Consider the following 19,724-nt stretch of genomic DNA (forward strand, 5'->3'; position numbering starts at 1 on the left):
ATCTTCCAGACTTCGAGAAAGATTCACAGACTCATGGCGAACTACACCGCCGCCGACGTCAAGAAGCTTCGTGAGCTCACCGGCGCCGGCATGATGGACTGCAAGAAGGCGCTGGACGAGGCCGAGGGCAACGTCGAGAAGGCCGTCGAGGCGCTCCGCATCAAGGGCCAGAAGGGCGTCGCCAAGCGCGAGGGCCGTTCCGCCGAGAACGGTGCCGTCGTCTCGATCATCGCCGACGACAACTCCTCCGGTGTCCTGGTCGAGCTGAAGTGCGAGACGGACTTCGTCGCCAAGGGTGACAAGTTCCAGGCCGTGGCCCAGGCCATCGCCGAGCACGTCGCCAAGACCTCCCCGGCCGACATCGAGGCGCTGCTCGGTTCCGAGATCGAGCCCGGCAAGACCGTCCAGGCGTTCGTGGACGAGGCCAACGCCAACCTCGGCGAGAAGATCGTCCTGGACCGCTTCGCGCAGTTCGCCGACGGCTTCGTGACCGCGTACATGCACCGCACGATGCCCGACCTGCCCCCGCAGATCGGTGTCCTCGTCGAGCTGGACAAGCCGAACGCCGAGGTCGCCAAGGGCGTCGCCCAGCACATCGCCGCCTTCGCGCCGAAGTACCTCTCCAAGGAGGACGTCCCGGCCGAGGTCGTCGAGGCCGAGCGCCGCATCGCCGAGGAGACCACCCGCGCCGAGGGCAAGCCCGAGGCCGCCCTGCCGAAGATCGTCGAGGGTCGCCTCAACGGCTTCTTCAAGGACGCCACGCTGCTCGGCCAGCCGTACGCGCTGGACAACAAGAAGTCCGTCCAGAAGGTCCTGGACGAGGCCGGTGTCACCCTGAAGCGCTTCGCGCGCATCAAGGTCGGCATCTGAGTCCGCACCGCGACGGACGCGCGACCCCGGTAGGGTCGACAGCGGTCGTCTGCGCGTTCGCGTAGGCCGATCCGCACACGCGGGCAGCGGACGACAGCAGATCTGACGAGGAGGCCATTGCCGCGCATGGGATGTGAACCACCCACCGGCAATGGCCTTCTTCGCATGTGCAACACGTAACAGAGGCGGGATCTCCATGACCACCAAGGCCGACAAGAGCGATGACGGCAAAGTACGCGGCCGGTTTCTGCTGAAGCTGTCCGGAGAGGCCTTCTCCGGCGGCGGCGGCCTGGGCGTCGACCCCGACGTGGTGCACGCCATCGCCCGCGAGATCGCGGCCGTCGTGCGGGACGGCGCGCAGATCGCGATCGTCATCGGCGGCGGCAACTTCTTCCGCGGCGCGGAGCTCCAGGTACGTGGCATGGACCGCGCCCGCTCCGACTACATGGGCATGCTCGGCACCGTCATGAACTGCCTCGCCCTGCAGGACTTCCTGGAGAAGGAAGGCGTCGACTGCCGCGTGCAGACCGCCATCACCATGGGCCAGGTCGCCGAGCCGTACATTCCGCTGCGCGCCGTGCGCCACCTGGAGAAGGGCCGCGTCGTCATCTTCGGCGCGGGCATGGGCATGCCGTACTTCTCCACCGACACCACCGCCGCCCAGCGCGCCCTGGAGATCGACGCCGAGGCGCTGCTGATGGGCAAGAACGGCGTCGACGGGGTCTACGACTCCGACCCGAAGGCCAACCCCGACGCGGTCAAGTTCGACGCGCTCGGCTACGGCGAGGTCATCACCCGCGACCTGAAGGTCGCCGACGCCACCGCCATCACCCTCTGCCGCGACAACAAGCTCCCCATCGTGGTCTTCGAGCTCTTGAAGGAGGGCAATATCGCCCGCGCCGTCAAGGGTGAGAAGATCGGCACGCTGGTGGGTGACGAGGGCAGCCGGGACTGACCTCGGACCCGCCCCCGGCCGGGGCCGCGCCTGTCCGCACCACCTGTACGGGGGACGGACGGGACGGAGCCGGGCCGGGGGATGGACAATGTCCTGCCGGTCGGGAACCGTGCAGGAAGAAGACGCGACGCAGCCGGCCGCCGCCCCCGCAAGGAACCGCAGCCGGGCCTACTCAAGACACGCAGGAGCAAGTGGTGATCGAAGAGACCCTCCTCGAGGCCGAGGAGAAGATGGAGAAGGCCGTCGTGGTCGCCAAGGAGGACTTCGCCGCGATCCGCACGGGCCGTGCGCACCCGGCGATGTTCAACAAGATCGTGGCCGACTACTACGGCGCGCCGACGCCGATCAACCAGCTGGCCTCGTTCTCCGTGCCCGAGCCGCGCATGGCCGTGGTGACGCCGTTCGACAAGAGCGCCCTGCGCAACATCGAGCAGGCGATCCGCGACTCCGACCTGGGCGTCAACCCGAGCAACGACGGCAACATCATCCGCGTGGTGTTCCCCGAGCTGACCGAGGAGCGCCGCCGCGAGTACATCAAGGTCGCCAAGGGCAAGGGCGAGGACGCCAAGGTCTCGATCCGTTCCGTGCGCCGCAAGGCCAAGGACGCCATCGACAAGCTGGTCAAGGACGGTGAGGTCGGCGAGGACGAGGGCCGCCGTGCGGAGAAGGAGCTCGACGACACCACCGCCAAGTACGTCGCCCAGGTGGACGAGCTCCTGAAGCACAAGGAAGCGGAGCTGCTCGAGGTCTGATGAACGACTCTTCCTGGGGGGCGCCGCCGCAAGCCGGGTACTGGGGGCCCACCGATCAGGGGCACGCCCAGGGGGCAGCCCCGGCGGGTCCCGCGTACGATGCGCACCAAGCGCAGCAGACTCGCCCCATGCCCATCGTGCCCGACGTACCCGAACACGGCGGAGACCAGGATGACGACCGGGGGGCCGCTCGGCTGAGCGGCCCCTCGTTCCGCGACGGGCCGCCGCCGGGGCCGTACGGGTCGCCGCGGCCGGGACCCTACGGGCCGCCGCGGCCGGACCCGTACGGCACGCCGCAGTCGTGGCCCCACCACACGCCGCAGGCACCGCCCTCGGGGGCCGTGCCGCAGAATCCGGAGCCCATGCCCGACGCCCCGCAGCCGGCACCCGCGCCGCAGAAGAAGAGCGCGGGACGCGACCTGAGCGCCGCGATAGGGGTCGCGGTCGGGCTCGGAGCGGTGATCGTCGCGTCCCTGTTCATCGTCAAGGCCGTCTTCGTCGGCGTGATCGCGGTCGCCGTCGTGGTCGGCCTGTGGGAGCTGACCAAACGGCTGGACGAGCGCAAGGGCATCAGGGTGCCCCTGGTGCCGCTCGCCGTCGGCGGTGCGGCCATGGTCGTCGCCGGATACCTGCGCGGTCCCGAGGCCGCCTGGGTGGCGATGTCGCTGACCGCGCTGGCGGTGCTGGTCTGGCGCATGACGGAACCGCCCGAGAACTATCTGAAGGACGTCACGGCGGGCGTGTTCGCCGCCTTCTACGTGCCGTTCCTGGCCACGTTCGTCGCCCTGATGCTGACGGCGGACGACGGCCCGTTCCGCGTCCTGACGTTCCTGCTGCTGACGGTCGTCAGCGACACCGGCGCGTACGCCGTCGGCTGGCGCTTCGGCCGCAAGAAGCTCGCACCCCGCATCAGCCCCGGCAAGACCCGTGAGGGCCTGTTCGGGGCCGTCACGTTCGCGATGGCCGCGGGCGCGCTGTGCATGCAGTTCCTGATCGACGACGGCTCCTGGTGGCAGGGTCTGCTGCTCGGCCTCGCGGTCGCGGCCAGCGCCACGCTCGGCGACCTCGGCGAGTCGATGATCAAGCGGGACCTGGGCATCAAGGACATGGGCTCGCTGCTGCCGGGCCACGGCGGCATCATGGACCGCCTGGACTCGCTGCTGCCGACGGCTCCGGTGGTGTGGTTGCTGCTGGTGGTGTTCGTGGGTACGAGCTGACCTGCGTCTTCCCCGGTGCGGGGCCCGTCGTCCACAGGACGGCGGGCCCCGCTTCGCATGTCCGGCGACACCGGAGAAACCACGCCCGGGCCCGGAGAATTCGGATCCGACATCGAGACGATCTCGCTCATGACGCGATCATTTCGCAGGGCTCACCCGGCAAACCCCTCCGGTCACGGCACCGGTCACCGCAAGTGCCGTCGCCGTGCCGGTCGGTCGCTCCCGCACGGCGGGGAACCCCGACGCATCGCCCGTCAGCGGTGGTGGACGGCCAGGGGACGGCCGTCCACCTCGTGGACCTGGACCGGGGTGTCGAAGATCCGGGTGAGCAGATCGGGGTCCATCAGCTCGGCCGGGGTGCCGTGGGCGGCGATTGCGCCCTCCCGCAGTGCGATGATGTGGTCGGAATAGCCGGCCGCGATGTTGATGTCGTGCACCACCAGGACCACGGTCTTGTCCAACTCGTCCGCCGCGGAGCGCAGTTGCTCCATCATCTGGACCGCATGCCTGATGTCGAGGTTGTTCAGCGGCTCGTCGAGCAGCACGTAGCGGGTGTCCTGGGCCAGCACCATGGCGACATAGGCCCGCTGCCGCTGGCCGCCGGAGAGCTGGTCGAGGTGGCGGCCGGCCAGGTCACCCAGGTCGAGGAAGTCCAGGGCCCGGTCGATGTGCTCGTGGTCCGCGGCGGTGAGCCGCCCCCGGCTGTGCGGGAACCTGCCGAAGGCCACGAGTTCCCGCACGGTGACCCGGGCGGTGAAGTGGTTGTCCTGGCGCAGGACGGCCAGCCGCCGGGCGGTCTCGGCCGACGGCGCGCGGTGGACGTCCGTGCCGTCCAGGAGCACCGTGCCGGCGGTGGGCTCCGCCAGCCTGCCGAGCAGGGTGAGCAGCGTCGACTTGCCCGCGCCGTTCGGCCCGATCAGCGAGGTGATGCCGCCCTCCTCGATGCGGCCGCTCACCGGGCCGAGGACGGTGTGGCCGCCGTAGGACTTGACCAGATCGTGGAACTCGATCACAGGGTGCCCTTCTTGAGCAGGTAGGCCAGGAAGACCGCGCCGCCGAGGAACTCGATGACGGTGGTGAGCATGCCGGACGCGTACACGATGTGCTCCATCGTGAACTGGCCGACGAGCAGGGTGAACAGGCCCGCCAGGAAGGCCATCGGCAGGACGACGGCATGCCGGTGGGTTCCCGCGAGCTGACGGGCCAGGAGCGCCGCGATGAAACCGAAGAAGGTCATCGGGCCGGCCAACGCCGTCGACATCGCGACCATCAGCGAGACCACGATCAGCGCGCCGGTCAGCTCCCCGCGGTGGTTCAGGCCCAGTCCGGTGGCCGCGTCCCGGCCCAGTAGCAGGACGTCGAGCCGGTACCGCCGCCGCCACAGACAGAGGCCGGCCGCGGCGCACACGGCGAAGGCGAACGGCAGGTGCGTCGCCTCCACCGATCCCAGGCGGCCGAACAGCCGCGCGGAGAGCACGTCGTAGTCCGCGGGCGCCAGCATCCTCTGGAGGAACAGCGACAGGCTCTGGAAGGCGACGCCCAGCACCACACCGGCCAGCAGCAGCACGTGGAGGCTGCCGGTGGGGCCGCTGAACAGCCAGCGGAACAGCACCGTGGTGAAGGCGACCATCAGCGCCGTCTGCACGACCAGCTTGGCGAGCCCGTCGGTCGCGGCCAGCGCGGTGCCGCCGAAGAGGAACACCGTCAGCGTCTGCATCAGGGTGTAGACGGCGTCGAAGCCCATCAGGGACGGGGTGAGGAGCCGGTTGTGGGTGGCGGTCTGGAACACGACGGTTCCCACGCCCTGGGCGAAGGCCGCCACCACCATCGCGCCGAGCAGGGTCAGGCGCCGCTCGATCGCGAACTCGAACGATCCCTTGACGAACAGGAACAGGAAGCAGAGCGCGGCCACCACGACGGCGCCACCGACGGCGATCAGGCGTACGCGCGGGCTCGGGCCGCGCCGCCCTTCCTTCGAGGTGCCCGGCGGCCGCGGGAGACGGCCGGGGGCGGCCGGCGCCCGGACGGTTGCGGATTCAGGCATGGACGGCTTCCCCTCGTGCGTGCCGGAGCAGGACCAGGCACAGGAAGACGGTGGCCCCGACGGCCCCGAGGATCACCGAGGCGGGAATCTCCAGCGGGGCGACGACGGTGCGGCCGATCAGGTCGCACACCGTCAGCAGGGCGACACCGCCGAGCACCGCCCAGGGCAGGTTGGAGCGCACGTCGTCGCCGCGCACCATGGAGACCAGGTTGGGCACCACCAGTCCGAGGAACGGCAGGAAGCCGACCACGACGGAGGTCACACCGGTGGCCAGCGCCACCATCACCAGGCCCAGGCCCAGGACCCGGCGGTAGGACAGGCCCAGGCTCACCGCCATGTCCCGGCCCAGTCCGGCGATGGTGATCCGGTCGGCCACCGCGTACAGCGCGACGACCAGGACGCCGACCACCCACAACGGCTCGTAGGTGCCCTTGACCACCGAACTGAAGCCGCCGGAGCGCCAGGCGGACAGCGTCTGCATGAGGTCGGTGGAGGCGGCGACGTAGGTGGTGACCGCGCCGACCACGGCGCCCAGCATGATGCCGACGATCGGCACGATCACCTGGGAGTGCAGCGCGAGCCTGCGCAGCAGGCCCAGGAAGAGCACGGACCCGGCGAAGGCGAAGGCCGAGGCACACGCCATCTTCGCCAGGACCGGAGCACCCGGTGCCACCAGGGTGAGCAGGAGCACGCCCAGCGCGGACCACTCGGTCGTGCCGGTGGTGGTCGGTTCGACGAAACGATTCTGCACCAGCATCTGCATGATCACCCCGGAGACCGCCATGGCGGCCGCGGCCAGGACGAGGGCCAGCGTGCGGGGCACCCTGGAGATCAGGAACATCCGCCGTGCCTCGGGGTCGTGCAGCAGGGAGTGCAGGTCGATGTCGTAACCGCCGGTCATCAGCGACACCACCATCAGCCCCAGGACGGCCAGTACGGCACAGGGCAGAGCGAGACGGCGCAGCATGCGCACCTCCGCTGGGTCTGTGAAGGGAAGGGTCCGGGACTACTCGGCGGCCTTGGCGAAGGCTTCGGCGATCAGCTCGAAGCTCGCCGTGTAGGCCTGGGCGCCTTCGGTCACGTAGAAGTCGGCGGGCAGGTAGACGATCTGGTCCCGGGACGCGAACGTGGTCTTCTTCCAGGCGTCCTGGCCCTTCACCAGGCTCTTCGCGGGGGTGGGCGCCTCGCCCTCGCCCTTGAAGACGCCGGTGTCGCGGTCCATCACGATCATCCAGTCGGGGTTCAGCTTGGCGACGGTCTCGGGCGCCAGTCCGGAATCGTTGTGGACCGAGGTCTCCTCCTGGCCCTCGGCGGAGAGCACGTTCCTCAGGTTCAGCGGCTCGGCCAGCCGGCCGATGCGGCTCGCGCCGTTGTCGATCTTTCCGCCGCTGGCGACGGCCAGGAAGACGGTCTCGCCGTCCGTCGCCTCGATCGCGGCCTTCTCGGCCGACTCCAGCTCGTCGACGATCTTCGCGGCCTGCTCCTCCTCGCCGAAGAGCTCGCCCAGCTGCTCGGTCTGCGTCTTCAGCGAGGCGACGTACCCGCCCTCGGCCTCGTCCGAGGGGGAGATGTCGACGGTCGGCGCGATCTTCTCCAGCTCGTCCTGCTGCTCGGCGAAGCGGTAACCACCGATGATCAGGTCGGGTTCGGCGGCGTTCAGCTCCTCCAGCTTCGGTTCGCGGTGCGAGCCGACGTCCGCGATGGAGTCGTCGTTCCGCCAGTCGTCGTACCCGGTGGCGGGGAGCAGTTCCTTGGGCGCTGCGACCGGCTTGATGCCCAGGGCCTTGAGGGTGGCGAAGGAGGTGTTGTCCAGTGCGGCGACCCGCTCGGGGTTCTTCGGGAACCGCTTCTCGCCGAGGTTGGTGGTCAGGGTGACCTGCTCCGCGCCCGCGGCGCCGGCCGTCCGACCGGAATCCGTACCGGAGGAACAGGCTGCCAGCAGGGCCACGGAGCCGAGGGCGGCGCCGAGGGCGATCAGCGGACGGGCAGGGCGGGGCCGGAACGCGTACATGATCTGCTTTCTGGATCGGATGCCGACGAGCGGCAGGGGGGCTCGGCACGGACCTGCGGACGGCCGGGCACGGCGGGGCCGGCCGCGGTGAACCGGTGACCCGCATCGGTAAGGCTACCCTTGCCTAAGTGGTGCTCCGTACCTTCTGGCCGGGAATGACATGATCTTGCTGTGGCCGGTGTGAACACCGCGCCGGGGCACTCCCGGGCGGTTCCGCCCATCAGGAGGGGCCCGCGGCGGTTCGACGGGTTCACCACCTCGCCGCGATGCGCAGGAGCGGAATCCGTTGTGCGGAGGCCGGCCCCGAGCCCGCCGCTTCAGGACCGCACGCCCCCGGCCGGGGCGGCCGAAGGTGACGGTGGGCACCCGGGGCGACCGTTCCCGCTCCGCTCCGGCCCGGGCTCCCCGAGTCGATCTGCGACACTGGAACCACCATGCCCAAGCCCGGAGAACTCACTTTCGTCGCCCCGCGCGGAGCCAAGAAGCCGCCGCGGCACCTTGCCGACCTCACGCCCGCCGAGCGCAAGGAGGCCGTCGCCGCGATCGGCGAGAAGCCGTTTCGCGCCAAGCAGCTCTCGCAGCACTACTTCGCGCGGTACGCGCACGACCCGGAGCAGTGGACCGACATCCCGGCCGGCTCCCGCGGCAAGCTCCAGGAGGCGCTGCTGCCGGAGCTGATGACCGTGGTGCGGCACCTGTCGACCGACCAGGGCACCACGCGGAAGACGCTGTGGCGCCTGTTCGACGGGACGCTCGTGGAGTCGGTCCTCATGCGGTACCCGGACCGGGTGACCATGTGCATCAGCTCACAGGCCGGGTGCGGCATGAACTGCCCGTTCTGCGCCACCGGGCAGGCCGGTCTGGACCGGAACCTGTCCACCGCGGAGATCGTGCACCAGATCGTGGACGGCATGCGGTCCCTGCGCGACGGCGAGGTGCCGGGCGGCCCGGCCCGGCTGTCCAACATCGTCTTCATGGGCATGGGCGAGCCGCTCGCCAACTACAACCGGGTCGTCGGGGCCATCCGCCGGCTCACCGATCCCGAGCCGGACGGGCTCGGGCTGTCGCAGCGCGGGATCACCGTCTCGACGGTGGGCCTGGTCCCGGCCATCCACCGCTTCGCCGACGAGGGCTTCAAGTGCCGCCTGGCGATCTCGCTGCACGCGCCCGACGACGAGCTGCGCGACACCCTCGTCCCCGTGAACACGCGGTGGAAGGTGCGCGAGGTGCTGGACGCCGGGTTCGAGTACGCCGCGAAGTCCGGGCGGCGGCTGTCCATCGAGTACGCGCTGATCCGGGACATCAACGACCAGGCGTGGCGCGGCGACCGGCTCGGACGGCTGCTCAAGGGCAGGCCCGTGCACGTCAACCTCATCCCGCTCAACCCGACGCCGGGCTCCAAGTGGACCGCCTCGCGGCCCGAGGACGAGAAGGCGTTCGTGGAGGCGATCGCCGCCCACGGTGTGCCGGTGACCATCCGGGACACCCGTGGACAGGAGATCGACGGGGCGTGCGGGCAGCTCGCCGCGAGCGAACGGTAATCTGACCACCGTAAGAAAATATTCATATTCCGACAGGGGAGCGCCACAGCGCTGAGAGTGCGGCACCGGCCGCAGACCCTCCGAACCTGGCCCAGGTCATTCTGGGTAGGGAGATCGGTCATCACTCGAGCTGTTGCGCCCCGCCCGGCACTCCTCCCGAGGAGTCCGGGCGGGGCCGCGTCTCTTCCTGGTCACCCAGGAGGACATCAGTGAGCATCACCAAGAAGGCCACGATCCTGGTCGTCGGACTCGGCCTGGTCACGCTGTCCGCGTGCGGGTCGTCCGAAGGCGGCGGGGAATCCGGCGGCTCCAGGACCGTGACCCTGGTCAGCCACGACTCGTGGGCCGCGTCGAAGAGCGTCATCGCCGCCTTCGAGAAGAGCTCCGGCTACAAGGTCAGGGTCCTGGAGGACGGCGACGCCGGGCAGGCCGTCAACAAGGCGATCCTGACCAAGGACAACCCGCAGGGCGACGTCTTCTTCGGCGTCGACAACACCCTGCTGTCGCGCGCGCTCGACAACGGGCTGTTCCAGCCGTACGAGCCGAAGGACGCGGACCGGGTGAAGCCGGAGTACCGGGCCGGCCGGGACGAGCACCGGGTCACGCCCGTCGACACCGGCGACATCTGCGTCAACTACGACAAGGAGTGGTTCAGCGAGCACGAGCTGACCCCGCCCTCCTCCTTCGACGACCTGGTCAAGCCGCAGTACAAGAACCTCCTGGTCACCGAGAACGCCGCCACCTCCTCGCCCGGCCTCGGCTTCCTCCTCGGCACCGCCGCCGAGTACGGAAAGGAGGGCTGGCAGGACTACTGGAAGAAGCTGAAGGCCAACGGCGTGAAGGTCGTCGACGGCTGGGAGCAGGCCTACAACGAGGAGTTCTCCGGTTCCGCCGGCGGCAGGAAGGCCAAGGCGGACCGGCCGCTGGTCGTGTCGTACGCCTCCTCGCCGCCCGCCGAGGTGATCTACGCCGATCCCCGGCCGGACACCGCCCCCACGGGCATCGCCCCCGACACCTGCTTCCGCCAGGTGGAGTACGCGGGGCTGCTGAGCAACGCGAAGAACCCCGAGGGCGGCAAGGCACTCCTGGACTTCCTGATCGGCAAGCGGTTCCAGGAGGACATGCCGCTGAACATGTTCGTCCACCCGGTGCGGGACGACGCGAAGGTGCCGCGGGAGTTCACGGAGTACGGGCCGCAGGCCGAGGACCCGCGGACCCTGGACCCGGACGAGATCGCCGACCACCGCGACGAGTGGGTCAAGACGTGGACCTCGCTCGTACTGAAGTAGCCGGGCGCGGCGGGCGCCGGGGGAGCGCGGCGCGGCTCGGGCTCATGGCCGTGCCCGTCGCGTTCTTCGCCGTCTTCTTCGCCTACCCGGTCCTCGCGATCGTCGGGCGCGGGCTGAGGGACGGCGACGGCTGGCACCTCGGGCGGGTAGGGGAGGTGCTGGCACAGTCCGGCGTCCGGCACGTGCTGTGGTTCACCACCTGGCAGGCCCTGGCCTCCACCGCGCTGACGCTGCTGGTCGCGCTGCCCGGCGCGTACGTCTTCGCCCGCCTGGACTTCCCCGGCAAACAGGTGCTGCGGGCCGTGGTGACCGTCCCGTTCGTGCTGCCGACGGTCGTCGTCGGGGCCGCCTTCCTCGCGCTGGTCGGACGGGGCGGGCCGCTGGACGAGTGGTGGGGCGTACGGCTGGACACCACCGTGTGGGCGATCCTGCTCGCGCACGTCTTCTTCAACTACGCCGTCGTGGTCCGCACCGTCGGCGGGCTGTGGGCGCAGCTCGATCCGCGGCAGGAGGAGGCCGCGCGGATGCTGGGCGCCTCGCGCCCGGCCGCCTGGCGGACGGTCACCCTGCCCGCGCTGGCACCGGCCGTGGCCGCCGCCGCGCTGATGGTGTTCCTGTTCACCTTCACCTCCTTCGGCGTCGTCCAGATCCTCGGCGGGCCCGCCTTCGCCACCCTGGAGGTGGAGATCTACCGGCAGACCGCGGACGTCTTCGACCTGTCCACGGCCGCCGTGCTGACCATGGTCCAGTTCATCGCGGTCGGCGCGATCCTCGCCGTGCACGCCTGGTCCGTACGGCGGCGGGAGAGCGCGCTGCGGCTGGTGGACGCCTCGGTGACCGCGCGCCGGCCGCGCGGGGCGGGGCAGTGGGCGCTGCTGGCCGGTGTCCTGGCGACCGTCGCCGTGCTGCTGGTGCTGCCGCTCGCCGTGCTGGTCGAGCGGTCGCTGGACGCGCCCGGTCTCGGTTACTACCGGGCCCTGACGGGCGCGGACAGCGGCATCTTCCTGGTCCCGCCGATCGAGGCGGTCGGCGCCTCCCTCCGGTACGCCCTCGCCGCCACCGCCATCGCCGTGGTGATCGGCGGCCTCGCCGCGACCGCGCTCACCCGGCGGGACGCGGGCCGCCTCGTGCGCGGGTTCGACGCGCTGCTGATGCTGCCGCTCGGGGTGTCCGCGGTGACGGTCGGCTTCGGGTTCCTGATCGCGTTGGACGAACCCCCGCTGGACCTGAGGAGTTCGTGGATCCTGGTGCCGCTCGCGCAGGCGCTGGTCGGCGTCCCCTTCGTCGTACGGACCATGCTGCCGGTGCTGCGGGCGGTGGACGCCCGGCTGCGGGAGGCCGCCGCGGTGCTGGGCGCGTCGCCCTGGCGGGTGTGGCGCGAGGTCGATCTGCCGCTGGTGCGGCGGGCGCTGCTGGTCGCGGCCGGCTTCGCGTTCGCGGTGTCGCTGGGCGAGTTCGGGGCGACCGTCTTCATCGCGCGGCCCGACAACCCGACGCTGCCGGTCGCGGTGGCGCGGCTGCTGGGGAGGCCGGGCGAGATGAACTACGGGCAGGCGATGGCCCTGTCGACGATTCTGATGGTGGTGTGCGCGGTGGCGCTGCTGGTGCTGGAGCGGCTGCGGACCGACCGGACCGGGGAGTTCCAGTGACGCTGCTCAGCCTTCGGGGCGCGACCGTCCGCTTCGGCGGGCGGACCGTGCTGGACGCCGTCGACCTCGATGTCGCGGAGCACGAGACGGTGTGCGTGCTCGGGCCCAGCGGCAGCGGCAAGTCGACGCTGCTGCGGGCCGTCGCCGGACTCCAGCCGCTGGACGGCGGGGCGGTGCTGCTCGGCGGGCGGGACCAGGCGGGTGTGCCCGCACACCGCCGCGAGGTGGGGCTGATGTTCCAGGACCACCAGCTCTTCCCGCAGCGGGACGTGGGCGGCAACGTCGCGTTCGGGCTGCGCATGCACGGCGTGCCGCGCGCCGAACAGCAGGACCGAGTAAGGGAGTTGCTGGAACTGGTCGGATTGCCGGGCGCCGCCCGCCGGGCGGTGGCCGCGTTGTCCGGCGGGGAGCAGCAGCGGGTGGCGCTGGCCCGGGCGCTGGCGCCCCGGCCGCGGCTGCTGATGCTGGACGAGCCGCTCGGGCAGCTCGACCGCTCCCTGCGGGAACGGCTCGTCGTCGAACTGCGGGAGCTGTTCGCCCGGCTGGGCACCACGGTGCTCGCGGTGACGCACGACCAGGGCGAGGCGTTCGCGCTCGCCGACCGGGTCGTGGTGATGCGGGACGGGCGGATCGCCCAGTCGGGGACGCCGCTTCAGGTGTGGCAGCGGCCCGCGGACGCGTTCGTGGCCCGCTTCCTCGGCTTCGAGAACGTCGTCGCGGCGACCGTCGCCGGGCAGGCCGCGGACACGGCCTGGGGCAAGGTGCCGGTGCCGCGGGACGCCCCGCAGGGGGAGCGCACACTGCTCGTGCGACCGGCCGGCGTACGCCTGGTGCCCGCCGGGGAGGGGCTGCGCTGCACGGTCGTCGCCCGCACGTTCAAGGGCACCCATGTCGCCGTGCGCCTCCAGCCGCAGGACGCGCCGCGCCTGGAGGCGGCGTGCGCGCTGCGGGCGGCGCCGGAGGTCGGGGACGAGGTCGGGGTGGGGTTCGACCCGGACGAAACCGTGGTGCTCGGCTGACCGGCCCGTCGTAGGGTGCGGGGCATGACACTCCTCGCACACGACCGGTACTGCGACGAAATAGCCCGCCAGGTACGGCAGTTCAGGAATCTGATCACCTCCGGTGCCGACCTGGCCGCGACCGTGCCGACCTGCCCGGACTGGACCCTGGAAGAGCTGGTACGGCATGTCGGCGGCGCCCTGCGCTGGGTGGAGCTGCTGGTGCGGACCCGGGCACAGGAGGAGATCCCCGTGGAGCGGGTGCCCGAGAGCGGCGGGCCGCGGACCCGGGGGGACGCCGGGGCACTGGACGCGTGGTTGGCCGAGTCCGGCGAGGCGGTCGTCGCCGCGCTGCGCCGGGCCGGGCCCGACGCGAAGGTGTGGTCGTGGGCGGGGATCCCCACCGCGGGGTTCTGGGCCCGCCGGATGACCCACGAGCTCGTCGTCCACCGGGCGGACGCCGTGCTGGCGGCCGGTCCTCCCGAAGCGGGGCTTCCCGAGGCGGGACTTCCCTTCGAGGTCGGGCCCGAGGTGGCCGCCGACGCGCTCGACGAGTGGCTGGAGACCGTGCGGTTCGTGCAGCGGGTCCGGCCGGACGGCCCGGCGGGACAACTGCGCGGAGCGGGGCGCAGCCTCCACCTCCACGCCACCGACACCGCTCCCGAGCTGGACGCCGAGTGGCTGGTCGAGCTGACCGGGGACGGCGTCGACTGGCGCCGCGGCCACGAGAAGGCGGACGTCGCGCTCCGCGGGCCGCTGACCGTCCTCCTGCTCGCCTTCTACCGTCGGCTGCCCCTGGACACGCCGGGGCTGGAGGTCCTCGGCGAGCGGGAGCTGCTGGAGTTCTGGCTGGAGCGGGCCAGCTTCGGATGAGGGAGCCGGCCCGTCCCCGGTCCGGGGCGGGCCGGCTGCCCGGCGCGGTGCGTCAGCGGTCGTTCTTCGCCCCGCGGCGGCGCAGGCCGAGGAAGACCGCAGCGCCGCCGATCACGACCAGGGAGGCCGCGATCCCGGCGATCAGCCCGGTGTCGGAGCCGGCCCCGGTCTCGGCGAGGCGGGACTCACCGGCCGGCGAGGGCGCGTTGCTCACGGCGCCGGCCGGAGCGGTGCTCGGGCTCGCCGGGGCCGACGAGGCCGGGGCCGACGAGACCGGCGGCCGGGGCGAGGCCGGCGGGGCCGGGGCCGAGGAGGTCTGCGACGGCGTGGGCGTGGGTGTCGGAGTGGGCGCCGGCGGCTCCTCCGTCGCGCAGGCGGTGGCCGGGGTCACGAGGTTCGGCTCGATGTCCTCGTCGACGTAGCCCGCGGCCTTGACGTGGACGCGGTACTCGGCGTTCGGCTTCCAGTCCTCGGTGAAGGTGATCGTGGTGCCTTCGCGCGAGCCCTTGACGACCTGCTCGCCGACCTTCTTCACGTCGGTGCCGTCGTTGTGGAGGAAGACGGTGACGGTGGCCGGGACGCCGGAGGGGTCGACGTCGGTGACGGTGATGACGCCCTTGCCGCCGTCGCACTTCGCGGCGGCGGAGAACTCGCTGATGTCGCAGGCGAGCGCGGTGCCGGCGGCGCCGACGGCGAGGGCGGCCGAGGCGGCGGCCACACCGAGGGAACGCGCGGGACGCAGGGCGGCACGGCGGGACGCCGTGCGGCTGAGGAGGGACGGGACTGCCACGGTGGTCCTTACGGGATGCGTGGATGAGGGGGGTGGGCGGGGCACGGGACATCGCCGGAGCGACTCGGCCCCCAGCAGACCCACAGGTCTACGAGTGCTGCACCAGTAGTGTCAACGCATCTGTGAATCAAGGGAGTTGGCTTTGCCCTTTCATTAACCGCCAAGGCGTTCCGGTGCCTCGGGCGCCCCGGAGGCGGTTCGCGCCCGGCCGGTGACCGGCGGCGTGCACGACGGGGCCCCGGCCCCCGCCGGACAGCCGGGGAAGACGGTGCCCGCGGGCGGCGCGGGGCGGCCGGCCGGTGCCGGACGCACCCGCCGACCGCGCCGGTCCGTCAGCCCTGGGCCGCCGCCGGGTCCATCCACACGACCTCCCAGGTGTGGCCGTCGAGGTCGTCGAAGGCGCGGCCGTACATGAAGCCGAGGTTCTGGGTCCGGCCCGTGGCCGTGCCGCCCAGGGAGATCGCGCGGTCGACCAGCTCGTCGACCTTCTCGCGGCTCTCGGCGCTCAGAGCGATCAGCACCTCGCTGGTCCTGGTCGCGTCGGCGATCTCCTTGTCGGTGAAGGTCGCGTAGAACGGCTTGGTGAGCAGCATCGCCACGATGGCGTCGCCGATCACGACGGAGGCCGCGTTCTCGTCGCTGAACCGGGGGTTGATCGTGTAACCGAGCTCCGTGAAGAACTTCTTCGAGGCGTCGAGGTCGTTCACGGGCAGGTTCACGAAGATCATCTGCTGGTACGCGGTGGTCATCTGGGTCTCTCCCCGTCAAGTGGTCCATGGGGTCCGTGCTGTTCGAAGGGGTAGACCCGGGGCAGCGGCGGAACTCATCGGCGTCCGGGGAACTCCCGCGGTTCCCTCCCGGGGCTGCCGCGCGGCCGGCGTCAGCGGGCCGGCGGCAGCGCCGCCAGCTTCGCCACGGCCAGGGTCAGCGGGCCGAACAGCGCCAGCAGCGCGACGGCGCGCAGGGCGGCGGCGGCGCGCAGCACCGTGCCGGAGGCGCCCAGGCGCAGCAGCGCGGCCGTGGTGCCGGCGCGGGCCTGCCTGGTCTCGACGGCCGCGGTGAGCAGCGTGGCCACGGCGCAGCCGGCCACCACCAGGGCACCGAGGGTGGGCAGCGGCCCGAAGGGCGGTCCGCCGTTCGCGGACAGGGCCGTCGCCGCGTGCGCCGCCGACGCCACCGCGCAGACCACGCCGAGGGGGCGGCCGATGCGGGACGCCTCCTCCATCAGCGTCCGGCCGGCCAGCAGGCGCAGGGCCCCGGGGCGGAACGCCTGCACCAGGCGGCCGCACAGGTGGGTGAGGCCGGGGCCGGCCAGGGCGAGACCGAGGGCGGTCAGGACCCAGCCGGTCAGGACGCCGGCGGCCGGGGTGCCCGGGGCGGCGTCGGCGCGGCCCGCGTAGGTCTCCACGGCCAGGCCGGCGGTGAGCACGGCGATGCCCCAGGGGAGGGTGGCGGTCGCCCGGTGGGGGGCCGCGGTGCCGGGGGCGTGCGGGTCACCGTCCGCCGGGTGCGGGGCGGCGGGTGCCGGGGCGGTGGCAGCCGTCTCGTGCGGGTCACCGCCCACCGCGTGCGGGGCGGCGGGTGCCGGGGCGGTGGCGTCCGCCGTGCGGTCCGGTTCCGCGCACGGGGCACTTCCCGTCCGTGCGGCGGATGCCGCTGCGCGCGCGCCGGCCGCCGTCGCTTCGCGGGCGGTGGGGGCCGCCGCCCCCCGTGACGCGGCAGCCGCCGCCTCCGGAACCGGCTTTGCCGTTCGTTCCGGGGGGACGGCTGCGGTCCGGCGGTCCGCCGCCCCGCCCGTCCCGCGGCGGGCGCCGAAACGCCCGTACGCCCCGAAGGTCTCGCGCGCCGCACCGACCCCGTACGCGCCGAAGCGACCGTACCGGCGGGCCGGGCCCGGGCCGGGGCGGGCCTCCCGGGGGCGCAGCGCCAGCGCGACCGTCGCCGACGCGGTCGCCGGGACCAGTGTCAGCAGGGTCAGGACGGCGGGCAGGGGCAGGGGCTGCCCGGCGGCGAGGGCGTCGCCTGCGGCACCGTCGAGGGGGCGGCCGGTGAGGTCGCCGCGCAGGTGGAGGAAGGACAGCAGCGCCAGCACCGAGCCCAGGGCACAGGACAGGGCCGTGGCCGTCGCCGAGAGGACCGCCAGGCGGCCGGGCCCCAGTCCGGCCGCCGACAGGCCGGGGCGGGGGCGGGTGCCGGGGTCGGTACGGGCCACGGCGAGGGCGAAGTACACCGTGGCGGCCAGGGGCGCCGCGCACCAGGCGAGGCGGGTGAGGGCGGCGGGGGAGGCCGGACGGCTCAACGCGTGGCCGAGGGCGCACAGCAGCAGGAAGCCCGTGCCCGCCGACGCCGCCGCCACCAGCAGGCTGCGCAGCCGGGCGGCGAGGCGGGCGCCGCGGCTCAGGCGGAGAGCGAGCACGCGGCCCGGCCTTCCGGCGCGGCGGGCTGGGGGACGGGCGGCAGGTGCACGGTGTCCACCCGCCGCCCGTCGAGCAGCGACACCGTGCGGTCGGCGAGGGCCGCGGTCTCGGAGTCGTGCGTGGCGAGGACGACCGTGATGCCGTGCGATCGGGCCGCCGTGGTCAGGGTGCGCAGGACCTGGACGCGGTCCGCGCGGTGCAGGGGCGCTGCCGGTTCGTCGGCGAAGAGGACCGCGGGCGCGGTGGCGAGGGCGCGGGCGATGCACACGCGCTGCCGCTCGGCCTGCCGGAGCGCGCGCGGGCGGCTGCGGGCCCGGTCGCCGACGTCGAGGCGGTCCAGCCACTCCAGGGCGGCGCTCCTGGCGCGGCGCCGGGCGGTGCCGCGCAGCATCAGCGGCAGGGCAGCGTTCTCCCACACGGTCAGTTCGGGGACGAGCGCGGGCACCGGGTCGATCCAGCCGAAGCGGTCGCGGCGCAGCCGTTCCCGGCGCAGCGGGCCCAGGGTGTGCAGGGCCGCGCCGTCGAACCAGACCTCGCCGCGCTGCGGCCGCACCAGGCCGGACAGGCAGTGCAGGAGCGTGGTCTTGCCGCTGCCGCGCGGACCGCTCACCGCGAGGATCTCGCCCTCCCGGACGCCGAGCGAGACCCCGCCGAGCGCGGGGGAGCCGTCGTGGTGCTGGAAGTGCAGGGCGCATGCCCGGAGCACGTCGTTGTCCGGCGGGGCCACCATGGGCGTACACCTCGGTTCGGATCGAGAAATGCCGTGTGCTGTCGCGAAATCCCCCGTGCGGGGGAACGACGGCAGGGCCGATCGGTCACAGGGCACGCTAGGCAGGACACGCGGGGAGGCCGGACAGCACGCGGCCCCGGGCCTCCGTTTCTCACTCGAACGGGTGGCGCCGGGGCCGTTGACGGCCACCCTTGAGGGTGGTCGGGAAGCGCGATCAGAGCTTCGTCCACGCCTCCGTCAGGGTGGCGCGCAGGATCTGCTCGATCTCGTCGAACGTCCTCTGGTCGGAGATCAGCGGCGGGGCGAGCTGGACGACGGGGTCACCGCGGTCGTCGGCGCGGCAGTACAGGCCGTTGTCGAAGAGCGCCTTGGAGAGGAAGCCGTACAGGACGCGCTCGGTCTCCTCCTCGTCGAAGGACGCCTTGGTGTTCTTGTCCTTCACCAGCTCGATGCCGTAGAAGTAGCCGTTTCCGCGGACGTCGCCGACGATCGGCAGGTCGTGCAGCTTCTCCAGCGTGGAGCGGAAGGCCGCCTCGTTGTCCAGGACGTGCTGGTTGAGGTTCTCGCGCTCGAACAGGTCGAGGTTGGCGAGGGCCACGGCCGCCGACACCGGGTGGCCGCCGAAGGTGTAGCCGTGCAGGAAGGTGTTGTCGCCCTTGTAGAACGGCTCGGCCAGGCGGTCGGAGATCACGCAGGCGCCGATCGGGGAGTAGCCCGAGGTCATGCCCTTGGCGCAGGTGATCATGTCCGGGACGTAACCGAACTTGTCGCAGGCGAACGTGGTGCCCAGGCGGCCGAAGGCGCAGATGACCTCGTCCGAGACGAGCAGCACGTCGTACCGGTCGCAGATCTCGCGCACGCGCTGGAAGTAGCCGGGCGGCGGCGGGAAGCAGCCACCGGCGTTCTGCACCGGCTCCAGGAAGACGGCCGCGACCGTGTCCGGGCCCTCGAAGAGGATCTGCTGCTCGATCTGGTCGGCGGCCCAGCGGCCGAAGGCCTCCGGGTCGTCGCCGAAGAGCGGGGCGCGGTAGATGTTGGTGTTCGGGACCTTGTGCGCGCCCGGCACCAGCGGCTCGAAGGGGGCCTTCAGGCCCGGCAGGCCGGTGATGGACAGCGCGCCCTGCGGGGTGCCGTGGTAGGCGACCGCGCGGGAGATCACCTTGTGCTTGGTGGGCTTGCCGACCAGCTTGAAGTACTGCTTGGCCAGCTTCCAGGCGGTCTCGACCGCCTCGCCGCCGCCGGTGGTGAAGAAGACCTTGTTCAGGTCGCCGGGGGCCTCGCCGGCCAGGCGCTCGGCGAGTTCGACGGCCTTGGGGTGGGCGTAGGACCAGACCGGGAAGAAGGCGAGCTCCTGCGCCTGCTTCAGCGCGGTCTCGGCCAGCTCGGTGCGGCCGTGGCCCGCCTGGACCACGAACAGGCCGGCGAGACCGTCGAGGTAGCGCTTGCCCTTGTCGTCGTAGATGTAGGTGCCCTCGCCCCGGACGATGGTGGGGACGGGGGAGTTCTCGTACGAGGACATGCGGGTGAAGTGCATCCACAGGTGGTCGTACGCGGACTTGCTGAGGTCCTTGGGACGGGCGGTGCTCAC

The 19,724-nt window shown here is 72.2% G+C and carries 18 protein-coding genes and 1 riboswitch; of the genes, 9 read left to right on the forward strand and 9 right to left on the reverse strand.

From position 1 onward, the window contains the following. Window positions 1-33: 33 nt before the first annotated feature. The 4 genes from tsf to ACSU6Z_RS21490 all read left to right on the forward strand — a co-directional run bounded on the left by tsf (window position 34) and on the right by ACSU6Z_RS21490 (window position 3,794). The gene (gene tsf, locus ACSU6Z_RS21475) at window positions 34-870 is read left to right on the forward strand and encodes a translation elongation factor Ts (protein ID WP_437015856.1); all 837 of its coding nucleotides are present in this window, start codon (window positions 34-36) and stop codon (window positions 868-870) included. 196 nt (window positions 871-1,066) lie between these two features. Continuing rightward, entirely contained in the window at window positions 1,067-1,825 is a 759-nt protein-coding gene (pyrH, locus tag ACSU6Z_RS21480; RefSeq protein ID WP_437047879.1) for a UMP kinase, read from the forward strand. 194 nt (window positions 1,826-2,019) lie between these two features. Continuing rightward, on the forward strand, window positions 2,020-2,577 hold the full coding sequence (gene frr, locus ACSU6Z_RS21485; protein ID WP_044388432.1) for a ribosome recycling factor: 558 nt from the start codon (window positions 2,020-2,022) through the stop codon (window positions 2,575-2,577). Beyond that, window positions 2,577-3,794, forward strand: coding sequence for a phosphatidate cytidylyltransferase (locus tag ACSU6Z_RS21490; protein ID WP_437047881.1), 1,218 nt, complete (start codon window positions 2,577-2,579; stop codon window positions 3,792-3,794). The genes frr and ACSU6Z_RS21490 overlap by 1 nt, the downstream gene beginning before the upstream one ends. Window positions 3,795-4,048: 254 nt before the next feature. Here ACSU6Z_RS21490 and ACSU6Z_RS21495 read toward each other — a convergent pair whose 3' ends face one another. The 4 genes from ACSU6Z_RS21495 to ACSU6Z_RS21510 are packed head-to-tail and all read right to left on the reverse strand — an operon-like array spanning window position 4,049 to window position 7,849. Next, window positions 4,049-4,807 (reverse strand): iron ABC transporter ATP-binding protein, encoded by a 759-nt coding sequence (locus ACSU6Z_RS21495; RefSeq protein WP_437047883.1) that lies wholly within the window; start codon window positions 4,805-4,807, stop codon window positions 4,049-4,051. After that, window positions 4,804-5,838, reverse strand: a complete 1,035-nt coding sequence (locus ACSU6Z_RS21500; RefSeq protein WP_437047885.1) for an iron chelate uptake ABC transporter family permease subunit — start codon at window positions 5,836-5,838, stop codon at window positions 4,804-4,806. The genes ACSU6Z_RS21495 and ACSU6Z_RS21500 overlap by 4 nt, the downstream gene beginning before the upstream one ends. Continuing rightward, window positions 5,831-6,805 (reverse strand): ABC transporter permease, encoded by a 975-nt coding sequence (locus tag ACSU6Z_RS21505; protein WP_437047887.1) that lies wholly within the window; start codon window positions 6,803-6,805, stop codon window positions 5,831-5,833. The genes ACSU6Z_RS21500 and ACSU6Z_RS21505 overlap by 8 nt, the downstream gene beginning before the upstream one ends. Before the next feature lie 39 nt (window positions 6,806-6,844). Further along, window positions 6,845-7,849 (reverse strand): siderophore ABC transporter substrate-binding protein, encoded by a 1,005-nt coding sequence (locus ACSU6Z_RS21510; protein WP_437047888.1) that lies wholly within the window; start codon window positions 7,847-7,849, stop codon window positions 6,845-6,847. Between the two features lie 434 nt (window positions 7,850-8,283). On the opposite strand from ACSU6Z_RS21510, the gene rlmN reads away from it, so the two are divergent. From rlmN to ACSU6Z_RS21535, 5 genes are all read left to right on the forward strand, one after another. Then, window positions 8,284-9,390 (forward strand): 23S rRNA (adenine(2503)-C(2))-methyltransferase RlmN, encoded by a 1,107-nt coding sequence (rlmN, locus tag ACSU6Z_RS21515; RefSeq protein ID WP_437047890.1) that lies wholly within the window; start codon window positions 8,284-8,286, stop codon window positions 9,388-9,390. A 24-nt stretch (window positions 9,391-9,414) separates the two neighbouring features. Continuing rightward, window positions 9,415-9,520, forward strand: a riboswitch (TPP riboswitch). A gap of 79 nt (window positions 9,521-9,599) precedes the next feature. Beyond that, window positions 9,600-10,679 carry a thiamine ABC transporter substrate-binding protein gene (locus ACSU6Z_RS21520; protein ID WP_437047891.1) on the forward strand — a complete coding sequence of 360 codons (1,080 nt, stop codon included), beginning with the start codon at window positions 9,600-9,602 and terminating at the stop codon, window positions 10,677-10,679. Beyond that, entirely contained in the window at window positions 10,655-12,328 is a 1,674-nt protein-coding gene (locus ACSU6Z_RS21525) for an ABC transporter permease (RefSeq protein WP_437047892.1), read from the forward strand. The genes ACSU6Z_RS21520 and ACSU6Z_RS21525 overlap by 25 nt, the downstream gene beginning before the upstream one ends. After that, window positions 12,325-13,347: an ABC transporter ATP-binding protein gene (locus ACSU6Z_RS21530; RefSeq protein ID WP_437047894.1), complete on the forward strand. Its 1,023-nt coding sequence runs from the start codon at window positions 12,325-12,327 to the stop codon at window positions 13,345-13,347. Before ACSU6Z_RS21525 ends, ACSU6Z_RS21530 begins: the two co-directional genes overlap by 4 nt. 24 nt (window positions 13,348-13,371) lie before the next feature. After that, a complete protein-coding gene (locus tag ACSU6Z_RS21535) occupies window positions 13,372-14,199 on the forward strand; it encodes a maleylpyruvate isomerase family mycothiol-dependent enzyme (protein ID WP_437047896.1) in 828 nt (275 codons plus the stop codon). Window positions 14,200-14,251: 52 nt separating this feature from the next. Here the strand turns inward: ACSU6Z_RS21535 and ACSU6Z_RS21540 are convergent, their stop codons facing one another. The 5 genes from ACSU6Z_RS21540 to ACSU6Z_RS21560 form a co-directional block, all read right to left on the reverse strand. Next, on the reverse strand, window positions 14,252-14,989 hold the full coding sequence (locus tag ACSU6Z_RS21540; protein ID WP_437047898.1) for an LAETG motif-containing sortase-dependent surface protein: 738 nt from the start codon (window positions 14,987-14,989) through the stop codon (window positions 14,252-14,254). A gap of 332 nt (window positions 14,990-15,321) precedes the next feature. Further along, entirely contained in the window at window positions 15,322-15,738 is a 417-nt protein-coding gene (locus ACSU6Z_RS21545) for a VOC family protein (protein WP_437047900.1), read from the reverse strand. A 131-nt stretch (window positions 15,739-15,869) separates the two neighbouring features. Then, window positions 15,870-17,405: a hypothetical protein gene (locus tag ACSU6Z_RS21550; protein ID WP_437047901.1), complete on the reverse strand. Its 1,536-nt coding sequence runs from the start codon at window positions 17,403-17,405 to the stop codon at window positions 15,870-15,872. Further along, a complete protein-coding gene (locus tag ACSU6Z_RS21555) occupies window positions 17,387-18,136 on the reverse strand; it encodes an ABC transporter ATP-binding protein (protein WP_437047903.1) in 750 nt (249 codons plus the stop codon). The genes ACSU6Z_RS21550 and ACSU6Z_RS21555 overlap by 19 nt, the downstream gene beginning before the upstream one ends. A gap of 214 nt (window positions 18,137-18,350) precedes the next feature. Then, on the reverse strand, window positions 18,351-19,724 hold the full coding sequence (locus ACSU6Z_RS21560; protein WP_437047905.1) for an aspartate aminotransferase family protein: 1,374 nt from the start codon (window positions 19,722-19,724) through the stop codon (window positions 18,351-18,353).

The sequence above is a fragment of the Streptomyces sp. enrichment culture genome, assembly GCF_964273145.1.
Taxonomy (GTDB): domain Bacteria; phylum Actinomycetota; class Actinomycetes; order Streptomycetales; family Streptomycetaceae; genus Streptomyces.

What these genes read in the sequence shown, in the direction of transcription:
- ACSU6Z_RS21535 (WP_437047896.1), top strand. Translation starts at nt 13,372, where the DNA reads ATGACACTCCTCGCACACGACCGGTACTGCGACGAAATAGCCCGCCAG.
- ACSU6Z_RS21505 (WP_437047887.1), bottom strand. Translation starts at nt 6,805, where the DNA reads ATGCTGCGCCGTCTCGCTCTGCCCTGTGCCGTACTGGCCGTCCTGGGG.
- tsf (WP_437015856.1), top strand. Translation starts at nt 34, where the DNA reads ATGGCGAACTACACCGCCGCCGACGTCAAGAAGCTTCGTGAGCTCACC.
- ACSU6Z_RS21490 (WP_437047881.1), top strand. Translation starts at nt 2,577, where the DNA reads ATGAACGACTCTTCCTGGGGGGCGCCGCCGCAAGCCGGGTACTGGGGG.
- ACSU6Z_RS21555 (WP_437047903.1), bottom strand. Translation starts at nt 18,136, where the DNA reads ATGGTGGCCCCGCCGGACAACGACGTGCTCCGGGCATGCGCCCTGCAC.
- ACSU6Z_RS21500 (WP_437047885.1), bottom strand. Translation starts at nt 5,838, where the DNA reads ATGCCTGAATCCGCAACCGTCCGGGCGCCGGCCGCCCCCGGCCGTCTC.
- ACSU6Z_RS21510 (WP_437047888.1), bottom strand. Translation starts at nt 7,849, where the DNA reads ATGTACGCGTTCCGGCCCCGCCCTGCCCGTCCGCTGATCGCCCTCGGC.
- pyrH (WP_437047879.1), top strand. Translation starts at nt 1,067, where the DNA reads ATGACCACCAAGGCCGACAAGAGCGATGACGGCAAAGTACGCGGCCGG.
- rlmN (WP_437047890.1), top strand. Translation starts at nt 8,284, where the DNA reads ATGCCCAAGCCCGGAGAACTCACTTTCGTCGCCCCGCGCGGAGCCAAG.
- ACSU6Z_RS21545 (WP_437047900.1), bottom strand. Translation starts at nt 15,738, where the DNA reads ATGACCACCGCGTACCAGCAGATGATCTTCGTGAACCTGCCCGTGAAC.